This is a genomic window from Helicobacter valdiviensis (assembly GCF_003245365.1).
GTDB lineage: Bacteria > Campylobacterota > Campylobacteria > Campylobacterales > Helicobacteraceae > Helicobacter_D > Helicobacter_D valdiviensis.
In genome coordinates, this window is the sequence record NZ_NBIU01000036.1 from 1 (window position 1) to 18,668 (window position 18,668).

The 18,668-nt window shown below is 32.4% G+C and carries 19 protein-coding genes; 10 read left to right on the top strand and 9 right to left on the bottom strand.

All coding sequences use genetic code 11. From position 1 onward, the window contains the following. Window positions 1-1,475: hypothetical protein (locus B6S12_RS09225; RefSeq protein WP_146239361.1), on the bottom strand; the 1,475-nt coding region annotated here is incomplete at its 3' end. A gap of 278 nt (window positions 1,476-1,753) precedes the next feature. On the opposite strand from B6S12_RS09225, the gene B6S12_RS09230 reads away from it, so the two are divergent. The 8 genes from B6S12_RS09230 (at window position 1,754) to hemB (ending at window position 7,324) form a co-directional block, all read left to right on the top strand. Beyond that, window positions 1,754-1,978 carry a hypothetical protein gene (locus B6S12_RS09230; RefSeq protein ID WP_111230503.1) on the top strand — a complete coding sequence of 75 codons (225 nt, stop codon included), beginning with the start codon at window positions 1,754-1,756 and terminating at the stop codon, window positions 1,976-1,978. A gap of 3 nt (window positions 1,979-1,981) precedes the next feature. Beyond that, entirely contained in the window at window positions 1,982-2,470 is a 489-nt protein-coding gene (locus B6S12_RS09235) for a 3-isopropylmalate dehydratase small subunit (RefSeq protein ID WP_111230504.1), read from the top strand. Next, entirely contained in the window at window positions 2,471-3,538 is a 1,068-nt protein-coding gene (leuB, locus tag B6S12_RS09240; RefSeq protein ID WP_111230505.1) for a 3-isopropylmalate dehydrogenase, read from the top strand. It begins immediately after the preceding gene. A 3-nt stretch (window positions 3,539-3,541) separates the two neighbouring features. After that, entirely contained in the window at window positions 3,542-3,793 is a 252-nt protein-coding gene (locus tag B6S12_RS09245) for a tetratricopeptide repeat protein (protein WP_111230506.1), read from the top strand. Further along, window positions 3,784-4,173 carry a CiaD-like domain-containing protein gene (locus B6S12_RS09250; protein ID WP_111230507.1) on the top strand — a complete coding sequence of 130 codons (390 nt, stop codon included), beginning with the start codon at window positions 3,784-3,786 and terminating at the stop codon, window positions 4,171-4,173. Before B6S12_RS09245 ends, B6S12_RS09250 begins: the two co-directional genes overlap by 10 nt. 262 nt (window positions 4,174-4,435) lie before the next feature. After that, entirely contained in the window at window positions 4,436-5,113 is a 678-nt protein-coding gene (locus B6S12_RS09260) for a response regulator transcription factor (RefSeq protein WP_111230509.1), read from the top strand. Then, window positions 5,110-6,363 (top strand): ArsS family sensor histidine kinase, encoded by a 1,254-nt coding sequence (locus tag B6S12_RS09265; RefSeq protein WP_111230510.1) that lies wholly within the window; start codon window positions 5,110-5,112, stop codon window positions 6,361-6,363. Before B6S12_RS09260 ends, B6S12_RS09265 begins: the two co-directional genes overlap by 4 nt. Further along, the gene (hemB, locus tag B6S12_RS09270; protein WP_111230511.1) at window positions 6,356-7,324 is read left to right on the top strand and encodes a porphobilinogen synthase; all 969 of its coding nucleotides are present in this window, start codon (window positions 6,356-6,358) and stop codon (window positions 7,322-7,324) included. Before B6S12_RS09265 ends, hemB begins: the two co-directional genes overlap by 8 nt. Before the next feature lie 658 nt (window positions 7,325-7,982). On the opposite strand, the gene B6S12_RS09275 is transcribed toward hemB, so the two are convergent. Continuing rightward, complete coding sequence (locus tag B6S12_RS09275) at window positions 7,983-8,420, bottom strand: Dps family protein (RefSeq protein WP_111230512.1); 438 nt, start codon at window positions 8,418-8,420, stop codon at window positions 7,983-7,985. 112 nt (window positions 8,421-8,532) lie between these two features. Then, entirely contained in the window at window positions 8,533-9,498 is a 966-nt protein-coding gene (gene moaA, locus B6S12_RS09280) for a GTP 3',8-cyclase MoaA (protein WP_111230513.1), read from the bottom strand. 561 nt (window positions 9,499-10,059) lie between these two features. Here moaA and B6S12_RS09285 point away from each other — a divergent pair. Then, on the top strand, window positions 10,060-10,608 hold the full coding sequence (locus B6S12_RS09285; RefSeq protein WP_111230514.1) for a molybdenum cofactor guanylyltransferase: 549 nt from the start codon (window positions 10,060-10,062) through the stop codon (window positions 10,606-10,608). Further along, a complete protein-coding gene (gene flhB, locus B6S12_RS09290; protein ID WP_111230515.1) occupies window positions 10,601-11,671 on the top strand; it encodes a flagellar biosynthesis protein FlhB in 1,071 nt (356 codons plus the stop codon). Before B6S12_RS09285 ends, flhB begins: the two co-directional genes overlap by 8 nt. Before the next feature lie 6 nt (window positions 11,672-11,677). Here flhB and B6S12_RS09295 read toward each other — a convergent pair whose 3' ends face one another. The 6 genes from B6S12_RS09295 to B6S12_RS09320 form a co-directional block, all read right to left on the bottom strand. Then, window positions 11,678-13,666 carry a ribonuclease J gene (locus tag B6S12_RS09295; RefSeq protein WP_111230516.1) on the bottom strand — a complete coding sequence of 663 codons (1,989 nt, stop codon included), beginning with the start codon at window positions 13,664-13,666 and terminating at the stop codon, window positions 11,678-11,680. Window positions 13,667-13,677: 11 nt separating this feature from the next. Beyond that, entirely contained in the window at window positions 13,678-14,415 is a 738-nt protein-coding gene (rsmA, locus tag B6S12_RS09300) for a 16S rRNA (adenine(1518)-N(6)/adenine(1519)-N(6))-dimethyltransferase RsmA (protein WP_245892641.1), read from the bottom strand. 99 nt (window positions 14,416-14,514) lie between these two features. Beyond that, entirely contained in the window at window positions 14,515-15,210 is a 696-nt protein-coding gene (locus tag B6S12_RS09305) for a prepilin-type cleavage/methylation domain-containing protein (protein ID WP_181451025.1), read from the bottom strand. Next, complete coding sequence (locus B6S12_RS09310) at window positions 15,200-16,378, bottom strand: hypothetical protein (protein ID WP_245892642.1); 1,179 nt, start codon at window positions 16,376-16,378, stop codon at window positions 15,200-15,202. The genes B6S12_RS09305 and B6S12_RS09310 overlap by 11 nt, the downstream gene beginning before the upstream one ends. 2 nt (window positions 16,379-16,380) lie before the next feature. Beyond that, window positions 16,381-17,589, bottom strand: a complete 1,209-nt coding sequence (gene ilvA / locus B6S12_RS09315) for a threonine ammonia-lyase (protein ID WP_111230518.1) — start codon at window positions 17,587-17,589, stop codon at window positions 16,381-16,383. Continuing rightward, window positions 17,586-17,999, bottom strand: a complete 414-nt coding sequence (locus B6S12_RS09320; protein ID WP_111230519.1) for a CoA-binding protein — start codon at window positions 17,997-17,999, stop codon at window positions 17,586-17,588. The genes ilvA and B6S12_RS09320 overlap by 4 nt, the downstream gene beginning before the upstream one ends. Window positions 18,000-18,668 lie beyond the last annotated feature (669 nt).

Sequence of the window (18,668 nt, forward strand, 5' to 3'; positions counted from 1 at the left end):
ACATCTTTAAAGAAGTTTTTATTGGTGATTGCACCCACGCCAACTCCTGCATTAATGCTAGAGTTAATCAAGCTATTAAAGATGCCTTGTGCTTCGCTTAGGTTGCCAGAGGATTTGAGGGAAGTAATGGTTTTTTCAGTGTTGCTTGCTCCACCCATAGAACCTGTTGCTAAAAGTGCATAGTAGTTATTATCTTTAGCTTCTTTTACACCATTAAAGATATTTTCTGCAATAGATTTATCAGCTTCTGCTACATTTACACCTTGTGCTTTTAAAATATCATCAAAGCTTGCGCCACTACCATCAATTTTAGTAATCAAATCTTTTTTAGCTGTGATTTGTGCGTTAAAATCTGCAATAACTTGCTTTTCAAGCTCGGTTGCATCATCTTTTGCTTGAAGCAATCCGCTACCATCAAGCTCGTCTTTTGCAAGTCCTGCTTCTTTAGCAGCTGCTTTTAGGTATTCAATTTCAAAATTTGCCACTTCTTTTAAATCTTTAATCTTATCAGTAAAACCACCACTAACAATTAAAGATTCCTTGCCATTGCCTTTATCTACGCTTAGCTTATAATCTGTGAAGTTTTTTACATCCATAGGTGTGAAATAGGCATTTCCATCTTCTTTAATAAAATCTTGTGCTAGTTTATTGTCGCTAATTACCACACTTGCGTGTTGTGCAATAGAGCCACTTGCGATATTGCTAGTAGTTACATCTGCATTAAATTTATCCGCACTCACATAGACAAATCTATCTAAAACAAGGCTATTTAGGCTATTTTGTCCTACTGAAATGACAGAATTTGTGATATTTGCTTCACCATTGATGTTGAAATTTAGATAGTTTTTGCCTACATTAAAGCCATTAAAATAAGTTTTATCCGCTTTAAAATCACCATTGATAGTTAAAGAAGCATTATTGGTATCTAAGCCCCCAATATGCGAGAAGATACTCACCACTGAAGCAAACTCATCAGGATTTTTATTGATTGTTATAGTTTCGTTTGCCTCTCCTTTATTGGTAATGGTAAATACATCTTCTGTCCCATTCATTGTAGTAGCACCATTAATCACGCTTCCACCATAGGTTGCTTGTAAGTGCATATCTTGCAATGCAACACTTTTTGCATTGATATTTACATTTCCGATATAGTGAGAATACTTAGCACTAGCCGTAGTAGCTTTGATTGTTAGGGCGTGTTCTCCTAAATCAATATTGAGTTTTCTTTTATCTTTTGTTGCATCATTTTCTTTAACATCATTATTTAAATCACCCTCATAACCCATATTAATAGTTAAATCAGCACCTCTTTTGTCTTCTTTTAAGGTAAGATCATTGCTTTTTTCATTTATATCAAAATAAGTGCCAATATCAGTGCTTGAACTAATTGTAACTTCTGTTGCAAATAAGGCATTTGCACCACCTAATAAACCTAAACCTAATATCGCTCTTGAAGCAATGAGAGATAATTTCATTTTTACTCCTTAAAATTAAAATAAAGCTGTTATTTTGCCCCCCCCCCCCCTTATTTTTTGCTTAATGGCTATAAATTTAAAATTTGTAAAGCTTTTATTTATCTTTTTTGTCATTGCAAGAAGTAAAATGATGAAGCAAACTATATAGTTATTACAAAATCTTTAGAATGGAATAAATAAATGCAAAAAGAGTAAAAACAAGCAGAATAAAACCCTAGAGTTTTGGAAATGTGTTATAATATAGAGCTTTAATAAATGCCAAGATATAAGGAAAGGCGATGACAATTATCTCTCAAGCTAGTCAAGAGGTTTTAGTGGAGCATTGTAAAATTGCTAGTGCAGAAAATTTAATTTTAAGTATCGAGCATTCGTTATTGAGTGCAGATATAGAGCCACAACGCGTCTTCTTTTTGAAAGTTCCGCAGGAATTTAAAAAGAAGCTTTATAGCAAAAATTGGTATTGGAATGGCACAAAATTAGAAGTTTATGAGGACGAGGAATAGAAAATGCAAGGAAAAGTGTGGAAATTTGGAGATAATATAGATACGGATTTAATCATTGCAGCAAGATATTTAAATACAAGTGATGAAAAAGTTCTAGCTTCGCATTTAATGGAAGATGCAAGATCGGATTTTGTAAGCTTGATTGATGAGGGAGATATTATTGTAGCAGGGGAGAATTTTGGTTGTGGTTCTAGTAGGGAGCATGCACCTGTGGCAATCAAAGGAGCAAAAATTAGTGCAGTGATTGCAAAAAGCTATGCAAGAATTTTTTATCGTAATGCTTTTAATACAGGACTTCCTATTTTAGAAATCCAAGAAGTAGATGCAATTAATGAGGGAGATAGTTTAGAAATTGATTTAGAAGCAGGAGTGGTAAAAAATCTCACACAAAACACACAATACCATTTTAGTCCCATTCCTGCATTTATGCTAGAGCTTTTAAAGAGCGGAGGCTTAATCCCATATGCTAAAACACAAACAAAGGAAAAATAGATGAGAAATTATAAAATTGCTCTTATTAAGGGCGATGGAATAGGGCCTGAGATTATCAATGAGGCTACCAAAGTCCTAAATGTTGTGGCAAAGAAATTTAATTTTTCTTTGGAATTTGAAGATTATCTTATGGGTGGAATCGCCTATGATTTAACCAAAACTCCATTGCCAGATTCTACGATTGAGGGTTGTCTTAAAGCAGACGCTACGCTTTTTGGTGCGATTGGTGGCACAAAATGGGATAATTTACCCAGAGAGCTAAGACCAGAGAGCGGACTTTTAAAGCTTAGAAAATCACTAGAAGTATTTGCAAATTTCCGTCCAGCCATTGTTTATGATGAATTAGTTAGTGCAAGCACTCTTAAAGAAGAAGTAATAAAGGGTGTGGATATTTTGGTGGTAAGGGAGCTTATAGGTGGAATCTATTTTGGCACACCAAAAGGAAGAGAGCAAAATAGAGCCTATAATACAATGGTTTATAGTGCAGATGAGATAAGGCGTATCGCACACATTGCATTTAGTGCAGCACAAAAACGCAATAAACGCGTTTGCTCTGTAGATAAGGCAAATGTGCTAGATGTAAGCCAGCTTTGGAGAGAGATTGTCAATGAAGTGGCTAAAGAATATCAAGATGTGGAGCTAAGCCATATGTATGTGGATAATGCTGCAATGCAACTTGTGCGTAATCCAAAATATTTTGATGTGCTTTTAACAGAAAATTTATTTGGCGATATTTTAAGCGATGAGGCAAGTATGCTAAGTGGCTCTATTGGGCTTTTACCATCGGCTTCTATTGGGACAAAACATGCTATTTATGAGCCTATACATGGAAGTGCTCCTGATATTGCAGGATTAGGTATAGCAAACCCTATTGCTACAATCGCGAGTGCTTCTATGATGCTCCGCTATTCGCTAAAAGAGGAAGAAGCGGCAAATTGTATAGATAATGCAATCAAGCTTGCACTAAAAGAGGGATATCGCACTAAAGATATTGCAGATTTTGGTGCAAAAACTCTTTGCAATACAGAAGAAATGGGAAATATTATTGCTAAGATGTGTGAGGAGTAATTTTTGAAAACTTTCACTCTTGCGAGTATTTATGAATTACAAGGACATCGTCATGAAGCCGCACAAATTTATGAAGAGATTTTACAAAAAGATCCTAATAATACAGAAGCTAAAGTGGCTTTATTACGCTTAAGAAGCAATAGAAAAAATTATGGCAAACCTGATAATGAGGCTATGTTAAACCTTTTTATACAAATGGATAGTTCTATTGAATATAATGAATTTGAAAGGTGGTTGTTACAGTTATGGAACTAAAAGAAGCAATCTTGCAAACATTAGCAGAAATTGATACAAATAGTGTGCCAACACAAGAAGAGCCTATTAAAGAGAGGGATGCTCTTTTGGAAGTCTTGCCACAAGATGAGATTTTAGAGGCTAAATCTCAAGAAAAAAATCCTTATGAACGAAAAATAGCAAAGTTGGACTTAAAAGATGCAGAAGAGCTAAAAGAACAACTTATAAAATTTTACCAGCAAGAAGAAAATTTTTTGAATTCTTTGCAGGAGAGAATTTTGGTTTTATTTGAAGGTATGCAATCCCCAAATAACAGAAATATTGAAGATAAGGTGGATATGATTTTAAATTTTTTAGAATTTGTCCTAGCTATTATTGATGAAAAAAGGAATAATTTATGAGAAAATTAAAGCTATTTACTTTTGATTTACTTTATCATTTTATAATTTCAACATCTCAATCGGATGAGTTGAGATACAAGCAAGACTATAAGTCAAACTTGTTTCCTTTGTATGTAAGGATATTTCATCCACTCCTCCTTTGTTTAAGGACACTTAGTGTGAGTAAGTTCTTTGAAAATATTGTCAAATTTAGTAGGCATCTTCCCGTTTTATTTTTTAACCCCCTAAAATACCCAATCCTCCTTTTTAAAGGGAAGATGCCATGCTGAAAGTGTTGATGATAGAAGATGATTTAGAGTTGGCGACTATTCTTAGTGAATATCTCGAGGCTCATAATATAAACATAACAAATTATGATGAACCCTATACGGGTATGAGTGCAATTAACACTCAGCATTTTGACCTCCTTCTTTTAGATCTAACACTCCCAAACTTAGATGGTCTTGAGGTTTGTAAGAAGGTCGCAAAGGAAAAAAGTATCCCAATAATAATCACTTCTGCTCGACACGATATAGATGATAAAGTGCTTGCATTAGAATATGGTGCTGATGATTATCTTCCTAAACCTTATGATCCAAAAGAATTGATAGCTAGAATTCACAGTGTTTTAAGGCGTTATAATAATAAAAGTTCCCAACAAGAAAATAAACTGTCCATTGAGCCTTTCAAGCTTGATAGAGGTAGTAGAGAGATTTACTTAGGAACTGAACTTTTAGACTTAACAAAAGCAGAATTTGAAATTTTAAGTTTTATGTTAGAGAATAAAAATCAAGCTTTAAGCCGTGAAGCGATTGCAGGGCAAGCAGAATCTATTAATCCAGATAGCACAAATAAAAGCATAGATGTGATTATGGGGAGATTGCGTTCTAAAATAGAAAAAGATGGGCAAAAATACATTGTTTCTATTCGTGGTGTGGGATATAAATTACAGTTAAAATGATTAGAAATTCTATTATTATTAAAATTACGATTTTGTTTATAGCAGCTATTGTTGGACTTAGTGCATTTTCTTATTATTTTATCCGCGAAGAGATTAATAAGGAAATTGCAGATAATCAGTTGCGTTATAGCCAATTTTTAACCACTATAAACCAACTTGTAAGATTTGGTGATAATGTAGAGCTTATTGAAAAATATCTTTATGAGTTAGGATTGACAAAGATTACAAATACCCATACTCTAGAAAAGTTTGAAAATCAAGCGTTACCTAATTTAACTAATGGGATTATTGCTAAAATTATTAAAGAGGAAGAAGGTTTTTATCTTTTTTTACAAACCCCATTTGAGTGGAAAGTTTATGGAGATATTCATTCTCATAATCTTATTAATTATTATATTATCACATTTACAGCCTTTTTGATAGTGATTTTTCTCTTTGTTTTAGTGATTAAGAGCATTTTGCCTCTTAATATTTTGCGTAAAAAAATTAGAAGATTTGCAGAAGGACAGCAAAATATTACTTTTTCTATTCCACAAAATGATGAAATAGGTGAGCTTGCAAGAGAATTTGATAATGCAGTGATGAAAATCAATGCCTTAAATCAATCGCGACATCTTTTTTTACGCTCTATTATGCATGAGTTAAAAACCCCTATTACTAAAGGTAGAATTACAGCTGAAATGATTGATAATGCTCTTTATAAAGAACGCTTATGTTCTGTGTTTGAGCGTTTAAATTCTTTAATTAATGAGTTTGCAAAGATTGAGGAATTGAGTTCTAGGAATTATTGTTTAAATAAACAAAACTATAAACTTCAAGAAGTTTTGCAAAAAGTCTTTAAGATGCTTCTTGTAGAAGAAGATCAAATCTCTTCATTATTTATTTTGCCAAAGGAAGAATATTATCTTAGATGTGATTTTGAAATGCTAACTCTTGCAATTAAAAATCTCTTAGATAATGCTTTGAAATACAAAAGTGAAGGTTTGGTAGAAATTAAAATAGAAGAAAATGATTTAATGATTGTAAATTATGCACCTCCTTTACCTTATACACTTAAAGATCATTCTAAGCCTTTTTTTAAGGATAAAAATTCTAGCAAAAATGGTGGCTTAGGACTTGGAATTTACATTATTAAAAGCACTCTTGAAGCACAAGAGTTAGTGTTAGATTATCTTCATAAAAATAATCAAAATATTTTCAGCATTAAAGGAGTAATATCCAAAAAACAAAAAGGACCAAACAATGTTTAAAAGACTAAGAAGAATGCGATTAAATTCAAATATTAGAGAGCTTGTAAATGAAACCACTCTAAACACAAAAGACTTAATTTATCCTCTTTTTATCACACATGGAGAGGGAATTAAAAATGCTATTGAAACTATGCCAGATGTTTTTCAATTAAGCATTGATGAGGCACTTAAAGAATGCGGTGTGTTAGATAGTTTGGGGATTAGGGCGATTATGCTTTTTGGAATTCCTGCTTTTAAAGATAGTATAGGTAGCGAAGCTTTAAGTGAAGAGGGGATTATCCCAAAGGCATTAAGAGCAATTAAAAAAGAATTTCCTCATTTTTTAGTAAGTGTGGATTTGTGTTTTTGCGAATATACAGATCATGGACATTGTGGGATTTTAAATCCAAAGCTAGAAAGTGTGGATAATGATTTAACATTAGAGATTTTAAACAAACAGGCTTTAGTTTTGGCACAAAATGGAGCGGATTTGATAGCACCTAGTGGTATGATGGATGGAATGATTATTTCATTACGCACACATCTTGATGCTAATGGTTTTAGCCATATTCCTTTGATGAGTTATTCTACAAAATTTGCAAGTGGTTATTATGGACCATTCCGTGATGTAGCACAAAGCACACCAAGTTTTGGAGATAGAAGAAGCTACCAGCAAAGCCCTGCAAATCGCAGAGAAGCAATTTTAGAAAGTTTAGAAGATGAAGCACAAGGGGCAGATATTTTAATGGTAAAACCTGCCTTAGCTTATCTTGATATTGTGCGCGATATTAGAGAAAGGACGCTATTGCCTCTTGCAGTTTATAATGTGAGTGGAGAATATGCAATGTTAAAGTTTGCACAAAAAGCAGGACTTATTGATTATGAAAGAGTGTTATTAGAAACAATGATAGGCTTTAAGCGTGCAGGAGCAGATATTATTATCACCTACCATGCTAAAGAAATTGCTAATTTATTAAAATAGTTTGAAAGAATGCACTCTTACAATTTTTAAGATGGCTAATAATTGCTATTATGAGGTTTTTGGGGTTTGTAGAAATCTCTTATTTTCCTTATGAAGCCTTTAAAGGCTGAAGCAATCTACAATATTTTAAACATCTTTGCAATAAAATTTATTTAGAGTAATAAAAAGATGTTTTATGGCAAATAAAGCCTAGTGATGAGAAGTTTAGAAAACAAACTAAAATTTTAATTGATTAAGGAAAAGTGGGAACTAGCTTTGATAAACAAACTATCCCAATCTTTAATTTATCTAAGCAAGTCTTGTAGTGATAAAAAGAGTGTTATTACAAGAAGCGATGGAACAAACTTTTAATAAATTCTAGAAGTTTTGAGATTTTATAGAATGCTTTTTTAAAGGTTTTGAAATTTTGTTTTAATGCTATGCGGTTTTTGTTGTTTGTAGTGGCAATAGATTGTCTTTAGAAGGTAATAATTTATTAGAGCAATTTGATAGATAAATGTAAATTTTGTAGTAAGTTTTTGAGTTTTGTAAAAATATTAATGAAATAGTAATAATTATAAATACTTATAGAGATTTGTTACAAATTTTTACAAAAAATAAAATTTAATTTTTTAATAGAAAGAGAATTTAGAAGTTTTGCGAGGGAAACTCGCAAAAATTAAGCAAGTTGTGCTTTTAGCATCCAAAGAGCTTTTTCTAATCCTGCTACCTTTTCATCTGCTAATGCTACTGTAGCTTTATCATTTGCTTCACCTGCTAAATCAGACAATTCTCTAAAAGATTTTAGGAAATATTCATAATCAGGCAAAACAGCTTTTAAGATTGTTTTAGAATCAAAGTTTGTGGCACTCTCTTCTTTGATTTTAGAGGCAGCTAGCATATCTTTTGTAGTTACATAAGGCTTGGCACCTAGTTGCAATACACGCTCGGCCATATCGTCCATTAAATCTGCCATATCATCATACATTTCTTCTAGTGCTTTATGCACAGGGTGAAAGTCCATACCAGTTACATTCCAATGATAGTTGTGAAGTTTGATAAAAAATACCATTGAATCTGCTTGAATTTGTTTGAGTGTTTCTACTACTTTACTCATATTGAACTCCTTTAATTTATAGTTTCAAGTTTCATTATACCACTTTTATGTTTTAAAAGTTAGTGAAATTATACATAATAATTCTTAAAAGAAAATTATTATTATTTGATAATTAACCTCCAGTTTTATAAAATGCTCTGTTGGAAATCTCATTTTCATTCCAATCATTCTTTTCAGGCTTATTTTCAATACAAAGTTTAAGGTTTTTTAAAATCTCTTCCGTGTCTGCATGTAGCATAGCTTCTTTAATATCAAGCGCATTTTCATGGTAAAGACAAGGGATTAATTTGCCCTCACTGCTTAAGCGGATTCTATTGCAAGTTTTGCAAAAATCATCATTATGGGGGGCAATGATACCAAAGACATAATCTTGTATTTTTGGGATTTTAAAAAGTGTAGCAGGACCAAAAAGCTCTTTTTTTATGAGTTCATAATCATATTTTTGTTGGATTTTTTCTAGGATTTCATAGGCTCTAAGCCCTTTTGTGTCGCTTTTAGCGTGGATATTTTCCATAAATTCAATAAATCTTACTCCAACACCAAGTTTGATACCATATTCTAAAATCTCTATAATTTCATCTTCGTTGATACCTTTTAGTGGAACCATGTTAAGCTTAATGATAAAGCCCACTTCTTTTGCTTTTTGGATACCTGCTAGGATTTTTTCTAATCCATCGCGTTTTGAAATACAAACAATTTTTTCTTTTTTTAATGAATCTAGTGAAATGTTAATTCTTTTTAAACCTGCATTTTTTAAATCTTGTGCTATGGGGGCTAGTAAAAAAGCATTTGTTGTGAGTGCAATATCAATATCGCTTTTATAAGCGCAAATTTGTGCGATAAAATCCACAATCCCTTTGCGTAAAAGTGGTTCTCCGCCTGTAATGCGTATCTTTTTTACACCTTCATTGATAGCAACTTTGATAAAATTTAAAACGCTATTTAAAGGGACATCATCTTCTTCTTTTCCTAAATCCATAGGGGTATTTGGCATACAATACACACAGCGGAAATTACATCTTTCTGTAATGCTTACTCGGATATAGTCAATCTTGCGTCCAAAACTATCAATTAGCAAAAAAAACTCCTATAAATAAAATGCCTAATCATACCAAAACTAAATAAATACAAAAATATATCAAAGAAACTTTAAATTTATTTTTGAAATATTTAAATGTTTGGGATTGTATTTTAGAGATCCTAAGAGTATTGGAATGCTAAAAATAGCAAAAATAAAGAAAAACAAATAATTTAATGGAGAATTATAGGATTGTTTGTGGTAACAATATTGCGAAAGGCAAATATGAAATACTTACAAAAAAGTAACAACCTCTAAAATGGTAGCTAATAATTATGATAGTGTGAATTATAGTGATGAAATAGCTATGTAAAAATCACAAGAATAATCCTAAAAGATTGTAAATAATTACAAAAGGTTCTATAAAGCAAACTAAGGAAAAAACTAAAGATTTGCTTTTTTTAAGATTATTAATACATTAAAAACCTTATTAAAATAATTTAGAGTTTATTAGTGGTTTTATTGGATTAGAAGATTGTCAAAGGGTGAAATTATAAAACTTTTGGTTATAATTTTGTATATATTACCTATAGAAGATAAAAAGTTATAAAAAGGAATTTTTTGTTACCTTGTGTGATTTTATGCGGTGGTGCTAGTAAAAGAATGGGAACAAGAAAAGAATTGCTAGAATTTCATGGCACAAATTTAGCCTCTTTTCAAGCTAACAAATTTAAAAGCATTTTTGAAGAGATTTATTTTTCTTCCAAAGAGGTTTTTGAAAATTCTTTAAATATTTCTAGTATTTTGGATACTACAAAGGATATTTTTGCGCCTATTTTTGGCTTAAAGACTATTTTAGAAGTTTTACAAAAAGATGTGTTTGTGTTAAGTGTAGATACTCCTTTTTTAACACAAGAGAGTGTAAAAAATCTACTTTTTTCTTATGAAAAAAGAAAAGTTCCCACCTTTTTTAAAAATGATAAAATCCATCCGCTTATTGGAGTTTATACCTATAAATCCCTACAAATAATAGAAGAACAAATCAAAAAACAAGACTATAAGCTTTTAAAATTATTAGATTTAATAAAAGCAAATTTTGTTGAAATACCCATACAGCAAACAAGAAATTTAAACACACCACAAGATTATAAAGAGGCACTAAATGGCTGATGAAGAAGAAAAGACAGAAGAACCCTCCGCGCGCAAGATTGAAAAAGCAAGAGAAGAGGGGAATGTTCTAAAAAGTCCCGATGTTAATGCCTTTTTGGGTATGGTTGTGGGACTTGTTTTAATTTTTATTTGTTTTAATTTTTGGGTAGGTGGATTAGGAAGTGTATTCCATCAAGTTTATGCGCTTTTCTCTCAAGAATTTACGATAGAAAATGCTATGTCGCTAACCCTTTCACTTGTCTATCAAATGGCACTTTTGTTAGCTCCTATTTTTGCAGCTTTGATGATAGCAGGAGTGGTTGCAAATATCGCACAAAGCGGATTTTTGCTAACTACTAAAGCTATCCAGCCAAAATTCCAAAAGTTAAACTTTATCACAGGTTTAAAAAATCTTTTTTCACTAAAAAAATTACTAGATGGTTTTTTAATCACCACAAAAGTGCTTTTAGCCTTTGTGATAGGGTTTTTTGTGTTTTTGAGCTTTATTAAAGAACTTACAGAGGTTTCTTTGTTTCCAGTTTTTCAACAAATGATTTGGTTTAGGGATAAAGCATTAATTTTGATTGCCATTTTATTAGCATTTTTTTTAGTGATGGCAAGTGTGGATTATTTGCTAAAACGCTACCAATACTATAAATCTTTAAGAATGACAAAACAAGAAGTTAAAGATGAGTTTAAAAACCAAGAAGGAGATCAGCAAGTAAAAGGAAAAATACGCTCTTTGATGTTTCAAGCAGCCAAAAAGCGTATGATGCAAAACATTCCAGCAGCTGATGTAGTAGTAACAAACCCTACGCATTATGCTGTTGCACTGCGTTATGATAGTAAAAAAGAAAATGCACCAAGAGTTCTTGCAAAAGGTGTGGATTTTATCGCCCAAAGAATTAAGGAAGTTGCAAAGGAAAATGACATCCCTGTTATTGAAAATCCTCCTTTAGCACGCGCACTTTATAGAGATGTGGATATTGATAGTGAGATACCAGAAACACTTTATCAAGCAATGGTGGAAGTTTTAATTAAAGTTCAAAAAATCAATGATGAAAAGCAAAGAAATATGCGTTAAACCTCATTAGATGAGGTTTGCATAAATCATAAGCGTTGGATAGCGTTTTGTCTTTTTGAAAAGAAGCTTTCTTAAAGCGTTACGGATTTCATTTTCCATAGCTTTTTGATTATTGTAGAGTTCTTTTTTGCAGTTTTTAGCAAATAAAGAGAAGAATTCTTCAATTTCTTTATTGAAGCCTACCATATCTTTATTGGCAATAATTCCCAAAGAATTTATTCTGGGTTTTCCTACTAGAGAATTTTTCTCTTTGTTGAGTTGCACAAAGATACTAATTATTCCATTTTCTGCTAAGTTTTGTCTATCTAAAATCACATCATTAGCGATTGTAGAATTTACTTGATTGTCAATATAGGTTTTACCAGTTTTTACACTTCTTACTTTGCGTAAATAGTTATGGGAGATTTCCATTTGATCGCCATCTTCCATAAGATAGATATTTTTTTCTTCTACCCCGCAAGAAATTGCAGTTTCTTTGTGTTTTAAGATATGGTTATACTCTCCATGCACAGGCAAGAAAAATTTAGGTTTCACAAGGCGTAGCATAAGTTTTTGCTCCTCTTGTGCTGCATGTCCGCTAGTGTGAATTTCGCTAAAGTCTTGGTAATACACTTTAGCACCCGCTTTAGTAATGAAATTAATCACATTAGATACAGAGCCTTCATTCCCAGGGATTGCTTTGGCTGAAAGGATGATTGTATCGCTAGGCTTGATTTTAATATGTCTATGCTCATCAGTTGCCATTCTATATAATGCACTCATAGTTTCACCTTGACTACCTGTGGTAACTATTAGCACTTCTTCATCAGGATATTTAGCTACTTCATGGGCTTCTATAAAAATATTTTGTGGCAAATCAATATAGCCTAAAGTTCTAGCAATTTCTAAGTTTTTTTCCATAGATCTACCAATCACAGATACTTTTCTACCATATTTTATCCCATGCTCTATAGCTTGATAAACCCTATGGATATTGGAGCTAAATGTGCTCATAATCACGCGTCCTTTAGAGCGAGAGAATAACAAATCAAAAGCAGGGCCTACACTAGCTTCACTGGGTGTATAGCCACTTTTATGAGAGTTTGTAGAATCGCTAAGTAAAAGCAATACGCCTTGTTCTCCATAGTGTGCAATTCTGTTTAAATCTGTAGGATAGCCATCAATGGGTGTGTGATCTATTTTAAAATCTCCTGTGTGGAAGATTAGTCCCGCTTCTGTTTTGATAGCCAACGCACTAGAATCCACAATAGAATGTGTGATATGAATCCACTCAATCTCAAATTCTCCAATTCTAATAGGCTTTCTCTTCTCCACAGCTCTAAATAAAGAACGGTATTTTTTAAGCCCATGTTCATCAAATTTAGAACCAATAAGCCCTAAAGGAAGCGGTGTGCCATAAATAGGAAATTGGTATTTTTTAAATAGGTAGGGCATAGCACCGATATGATCTTCGTGTGCGTGGGTGATAATAATCCCTGCGATTTTATCTTTAATCACTTCTAAATAGCTAAAATCTGGCACTAAAATATCAACCCCATGCATACTAGAATCAGGGAAGCTCATACCCGCATCAATGATAATCGCAGAATTTTGTGTTTCAATCACAGTCATATTTCCGCCAATCTCGCCTAGCCCTCCAATAGGAGTAATTCTCACTTTTCCATTTGGGTTAAAATGCACTTGCGAGTGTGTGCTAAGAGAGTTTTGATGCACTTTAGCGTTTAACTCTACGGTTTTTTTAAGCTCCATTGTGGATTGTTGCACCTCTTTTGTGCCATAGTTGCTATTTTTATTGTGTTTTGGTTTTGTATCGTTTGTGTTATTTTGCCCCTCATTATTCTGTCTATTGTGCGATTTTTTGTCAAATCTAGGATTATGCCTTCTTTGTGGGCGATTTTCGTCTTTTTGTTGTGTATTTTGTCCGCGTGGCTTAAAATATCTCCTCTCTTTGTTTTGTGTTTGTGTTGTCTCTTGTGTATTTTTATTTTCTTCCATAATTCCGCCTTTTATAAGATTTCCAAAAGTCGGTGATAAAGGGGAGTATCAATCTCATGAGGTCTGCTATTTGCTTGTATTTCAAGCTTGGCAAAAGCTTCTAAAATTTTTTCTTTTTCATAATGCTTTTGTAGATTGTTTAACAAAGTCTTTCTAGGAGCACTAAAAGCAATTTGTAACAATTTTTCCAAATTTTGCAAAAACGCAAAATCACATTCTTTTGTTTTTTGGCATCTAAAGACAGCAGAAGTTACTTTAGGTGGAGGGATAAAAGCTTCTTTTGGAACTTCTAAGATTAATTCGCCTCCGCCCACACTGCCTAGTAAAACAGATAATGCACCAAAATCACTATCTTTAGCTCTTGCGCAAAATTTTTCTGCTACCTCTTTTTGTGTCATTACGACAAAGCCCTCACATAGAGGATCTTTGATAGCTTTAAGCACCAAAAGAGTAGCAATGTAATAAGGAAGGTTAGATACTAAAAAGTAGGGATTTTCCCTAAAGCTTTTTCCTTCCCATATTTTTAATATATCGCCCATTTGTAATTTTAATTTGCCATTTTGTAATTCTTTGGCAAATCGCTCCTTTAAATAGGGCAACAACTCCGTATCAACCTCATAAGCAGTGATGTCCCCTAAGCTTAAAAGCTTATTTGTTAGATCACCTAAGCCAGCCCCAATTTCAATGATTTGTGTGTTGGTTTTGGGAATGGATTGGATAATCTTATCTAGCACAAATTCATCTTGCAAAAAATTTTGTCCAAATTGCTTTTTAGCTAATGCTTTTTTGTTTGTTTCTTTGATAATTTATTTACCTCATACTTTATATTGACTTATTATAGCATAAATTTAACATTTTTTAATAATTCCACTGTGAGTGATACATATTTTTACACTTTTATTGTGAAAATCAAAAATTTCCAAAATTGCTTGTTTCTCTATCGGACTGACTTTTTCTTTAGGAATTTTGCAATAAGCCTTGCCTAGATAATCAAACAAAATCCTTACTCCTATGGGATTTCCTTTTTTATCAAAGCTCTCTCCACAACCCCTTAAAACCACCTTGCTAATTTTGTAACGACTACTTAGGGCAAAATTCCCATCACGCAAAGGATTTGCAAATTTTGTATTGTTATAATTATACACACCAAGATATTTATGATCCATTAAATCTCTAGCATATTCAAAGCTATCCATAGGGCGATCGTCATAATTTTTACTTTCTCTTATCCTAGCACTATCACTAAAGATAGAATAAGCTATACCAATATTTTTTAACTCACTAAATTGGATACGCCAAAAGCTTTCTTGATAGCGTTCCATTTCTTCTTTGCAAAAATCGCTTTGACAAAAATAGCTTTGTCTGATGTGTTTTTGTGTATGGAGTGCTAGAAATCTTGTGTAGTGGAGATGTTTTAAAATCTCATCTTGAGCTAAAATCAAATCACTTTTAAAAAATGTATTAAAGCTTATGGAGCTTAAAATTGCTAAAATCATAAGAATTAGCAAGGCTTCCAAAAGAGTAAAAGAAGCTTTAGCGGACATAAAAGGAGGCAACAGGCTTTTTATAATATACAATTTCAATTTTTTTAGCACCCTTTTTAGCCTGTGTGCTTAAAATAGGATTATTTTTAGGTGATATTTTGTAGAACTCTAATCTTTTTTGTAATTCTTTATCATCGGTTTTTAGAGATTTTATTCCCCTTTTTTGCAAAGAGGTAGCAAGTTCTTTTGCGATAAAATGCTCATAAGCAAAATGTCTATCCCCTTCTTCAATAAATACAAAAAGAAATTTAGAAAAAATCAAAGTCGCATTGCATAAAAGAAGCACCAATAAGGTAGCTATAAAGGGTATGCGATAATGCATTCTAAAAAGGGGCAAACGCACTCTAAGTCCTGATAGATAAAGGCTTACAAGCAAAGGAAGTGCTAGGATTAAAAAAGGTGCATAAAGCTCCATTTCTACCTTTTGTCTAAAAGAAAGCAAGAAAATAAAAATTAAAGCACTAAAGGCAATATACCAAATAAGAGGGCGGTTGTTTGAGTTAAAATAACGATAAAGCCCATAAAGAAAATAAAGATAAAGCAAAGGAGAAAAAATCAAAAATAAATGCCCATTAGTGTCTAAAAAATAGCTTTTAGGGTGTCCGCCTATCTCTGTGCCAAAAAAATACATATTAAAAGCAAACAAAACAAGAGAGATAAAGATTAAAAAATTGTTTTTTTTGCCTATTCCATAGAATAAAAGTGCCAAAAATATAAGAGAAAAAGCACCATCTATAAATGCCATAATCGCTAAAAGCCAGTAAGGAATGGATTTAAAATATAATTGATAAGTGCATAATAAAAGTGTAAAAAACAAAATCACACCGCTATTGATACTTAAAAGTGCGCTTGCATTAATTCCAGGAAGTAGCATAAAGATTGCCACACATAAAAGTGCATCGCCTCTTCTTTTTAGGAATTTTAAGGAAAAAATAAAAAGCAAAACTGCATTGCATAAATGCAAAATAACAAAAGGAATTCTAAGCCCTAAATCATTTTGTCCAAAAATCCATACTCCAAAATTTGCCAAATAGTCGTTTAGCTTTACAGGGTGGAAAAACCCAACTGCCTCATCATAGCTAATGCTTAGGGTATTTAACGCCCATAAAAGCATACAAAAATCTAGCACAAGAAGCACTAAAAAAAGAGGATAAATAAGCTTTTGCATTTTTAGATTTCTATAAACTCATAACCATTAGCTTTTAGCTCTTTTCTAATCTCTTCTTGATGTTCTTTGCCTTTGGTTTCCAAAAAGAGCGTTACATTAGCATCGCCATAGGTAAGCGAAGTGGAAATTCTATCAAAGTCAATTTTTACGATATTTGCTCCAAGCTTTGAGAGGAGATTGCTAAGTGCTTGTAAGCTTCCAGGTTTATCAATAAGTGTAACGCAAAATCGCATTTTGCGGTGTGATCTTGCTAAACCTTTTTCAATGATTACTCCAAGCATATTTACATCAATATTCCCACCACTTAAAATCAATCCTACTTGCTCGTTTTCTTTTAGGGTGAATTTGTGGTGTAAAAGTGCTGCCACTACACTTGCTCCTGCACCTTCTACGACAAGCTTTTGGTTTTCTAATAGATAAAGAATAGCATTTGCAATCTCTTCATCATCTACACTTACAATCTCATCAACACTTTCTAAAATGTATCCAAAATTTAGAGGATTGACATCTCTTACAGCAATGCCATCTGCGATAGTTCGCACAGATTTTGTGCTTTGGATTTCTTTTTTGTAAAAAGAATGATACATTCCAGGGGCTCCACTTGCCACTACTCCAATAATTTTAGTGTGTGGTAGCATTTGTTTATAAGCAGCTGCAATCCCACAGATTAATCCCCCACCACCTATTGGGACAACAATAGTGCTAAGATTGCTTTGATCTTCTATCATTTCTAGGGCGATTGTGCCTTGTCCTGCGATTACTTCATCATCAGCAAAAGGATGGATAAAGCAAAGATTATGCTTTTTGGCATATTCTAGGGCATAAGCATAAGATTCATCATAATTATTTCCATGCAAAATCGCTTCTGCTCCTAGCTCTTTTACCCCCATTACTTTTAAAAGCGGAGTGGATTCTGGCATGACAATCACTGCTTTAATACCAAAATGTTTTGCACTATAAGCCACTCCTTGAGCGTGGTTACCAGCACTTGCTGCGATAACGCCATTTTCCCTTTGCTCTTGTGTTAAATTAGAGATTTTATTAAAAGCCCCTCTAAGCTTAAAAGAACCTGTATTTTGCAAGTTTTCTTGCTTAAGATAAATTTGTGCTTTGCTTAAAAGGCTAAGCTTTGGTGCATAGGCAAGTTTTGTGTGTTGTGTGATACCGTTTAATTTTTTTCTAGCATCTACTATTTTTGATAATGCAATCATGGGATTAACCTTTGGTGTTCTAGTTTGATACAGCTATTTTCCTCATATTCTAGCTTTGCATTGGTTAAAATCTCTTTGGCTTGTATGCTAGAAAGTCCTAGTTGCACCCATATGTATTTAGGTTTGTTTTGAAGAGTAATAATCTCTTGGGCTAAAGAGGGAAGGGCTTCACTTTTTCTAAAAATATCTAAAATATCAATATCATAGGCATTTGTAGCTTCTTCTAGTGTGGGATAGACTTTTTCTCCTAGGATTTCTCCACCCTTTGGATTGATAGGCACGATTTTATAACCTGCTTGGATGAGGTATTGTGCTACATGATAGCTTGGTTTTTGTGGATCATTAGAAAGTCCATAAATAGCTATAATTTTACTTTGTTCTAAAATCTCTTTTTTTCTTAAATCTTCCATGATTGATTGCTCTTGTATAATAAAGTTTAGTGTGAGGGTTATTGTAACAGAATTTTTTCAAAATGTAGTTTTAAATCAAGAAAATTTACAATCTTTATCTTAAGAGGGCTTGAAAGCGGTATTTTATATTTTATGAAATCTTAAAAAATTATTTTTTAAAATTATAAAAATCATAGAGTTTAAGTAGTCTTTATATAATCTATACTTTAAGTATTGCATAAAAATTATTTCTAAACCTATAAATAAAATGACAATTTTTCAAGGAAACAAATAAAATGTATTTTCTATCTACTAGTATCCCTAAAGCTATAGTGCGGGGGGGGGGGGGCATTCTAGCTCTTTATTAACTCTTCTTTATTACTTTAGATACTTTAGAGAGTATTTCTCTATCATCGCAAAACTCTTTAGAGTTAAAGCAATCTATAAATTACTCATTCCCTCTAAACCTTTTAATCAATCTAGTATTAGTATTCATTCTAAAACTCTTAATCATTTTATATCTTTCATTTATTTTAAATCTATCCCTATAACAATCTATAAACTAACAACTCTTAAATCTAAACTTTCTAATAAATCCTTTAACACATTAATTAATACTAAACATTCTCTTTCTTTTAAATTAAAAACTCTTTTATACATTCTATTTCTTATAAAAGACTCTATTAGAGG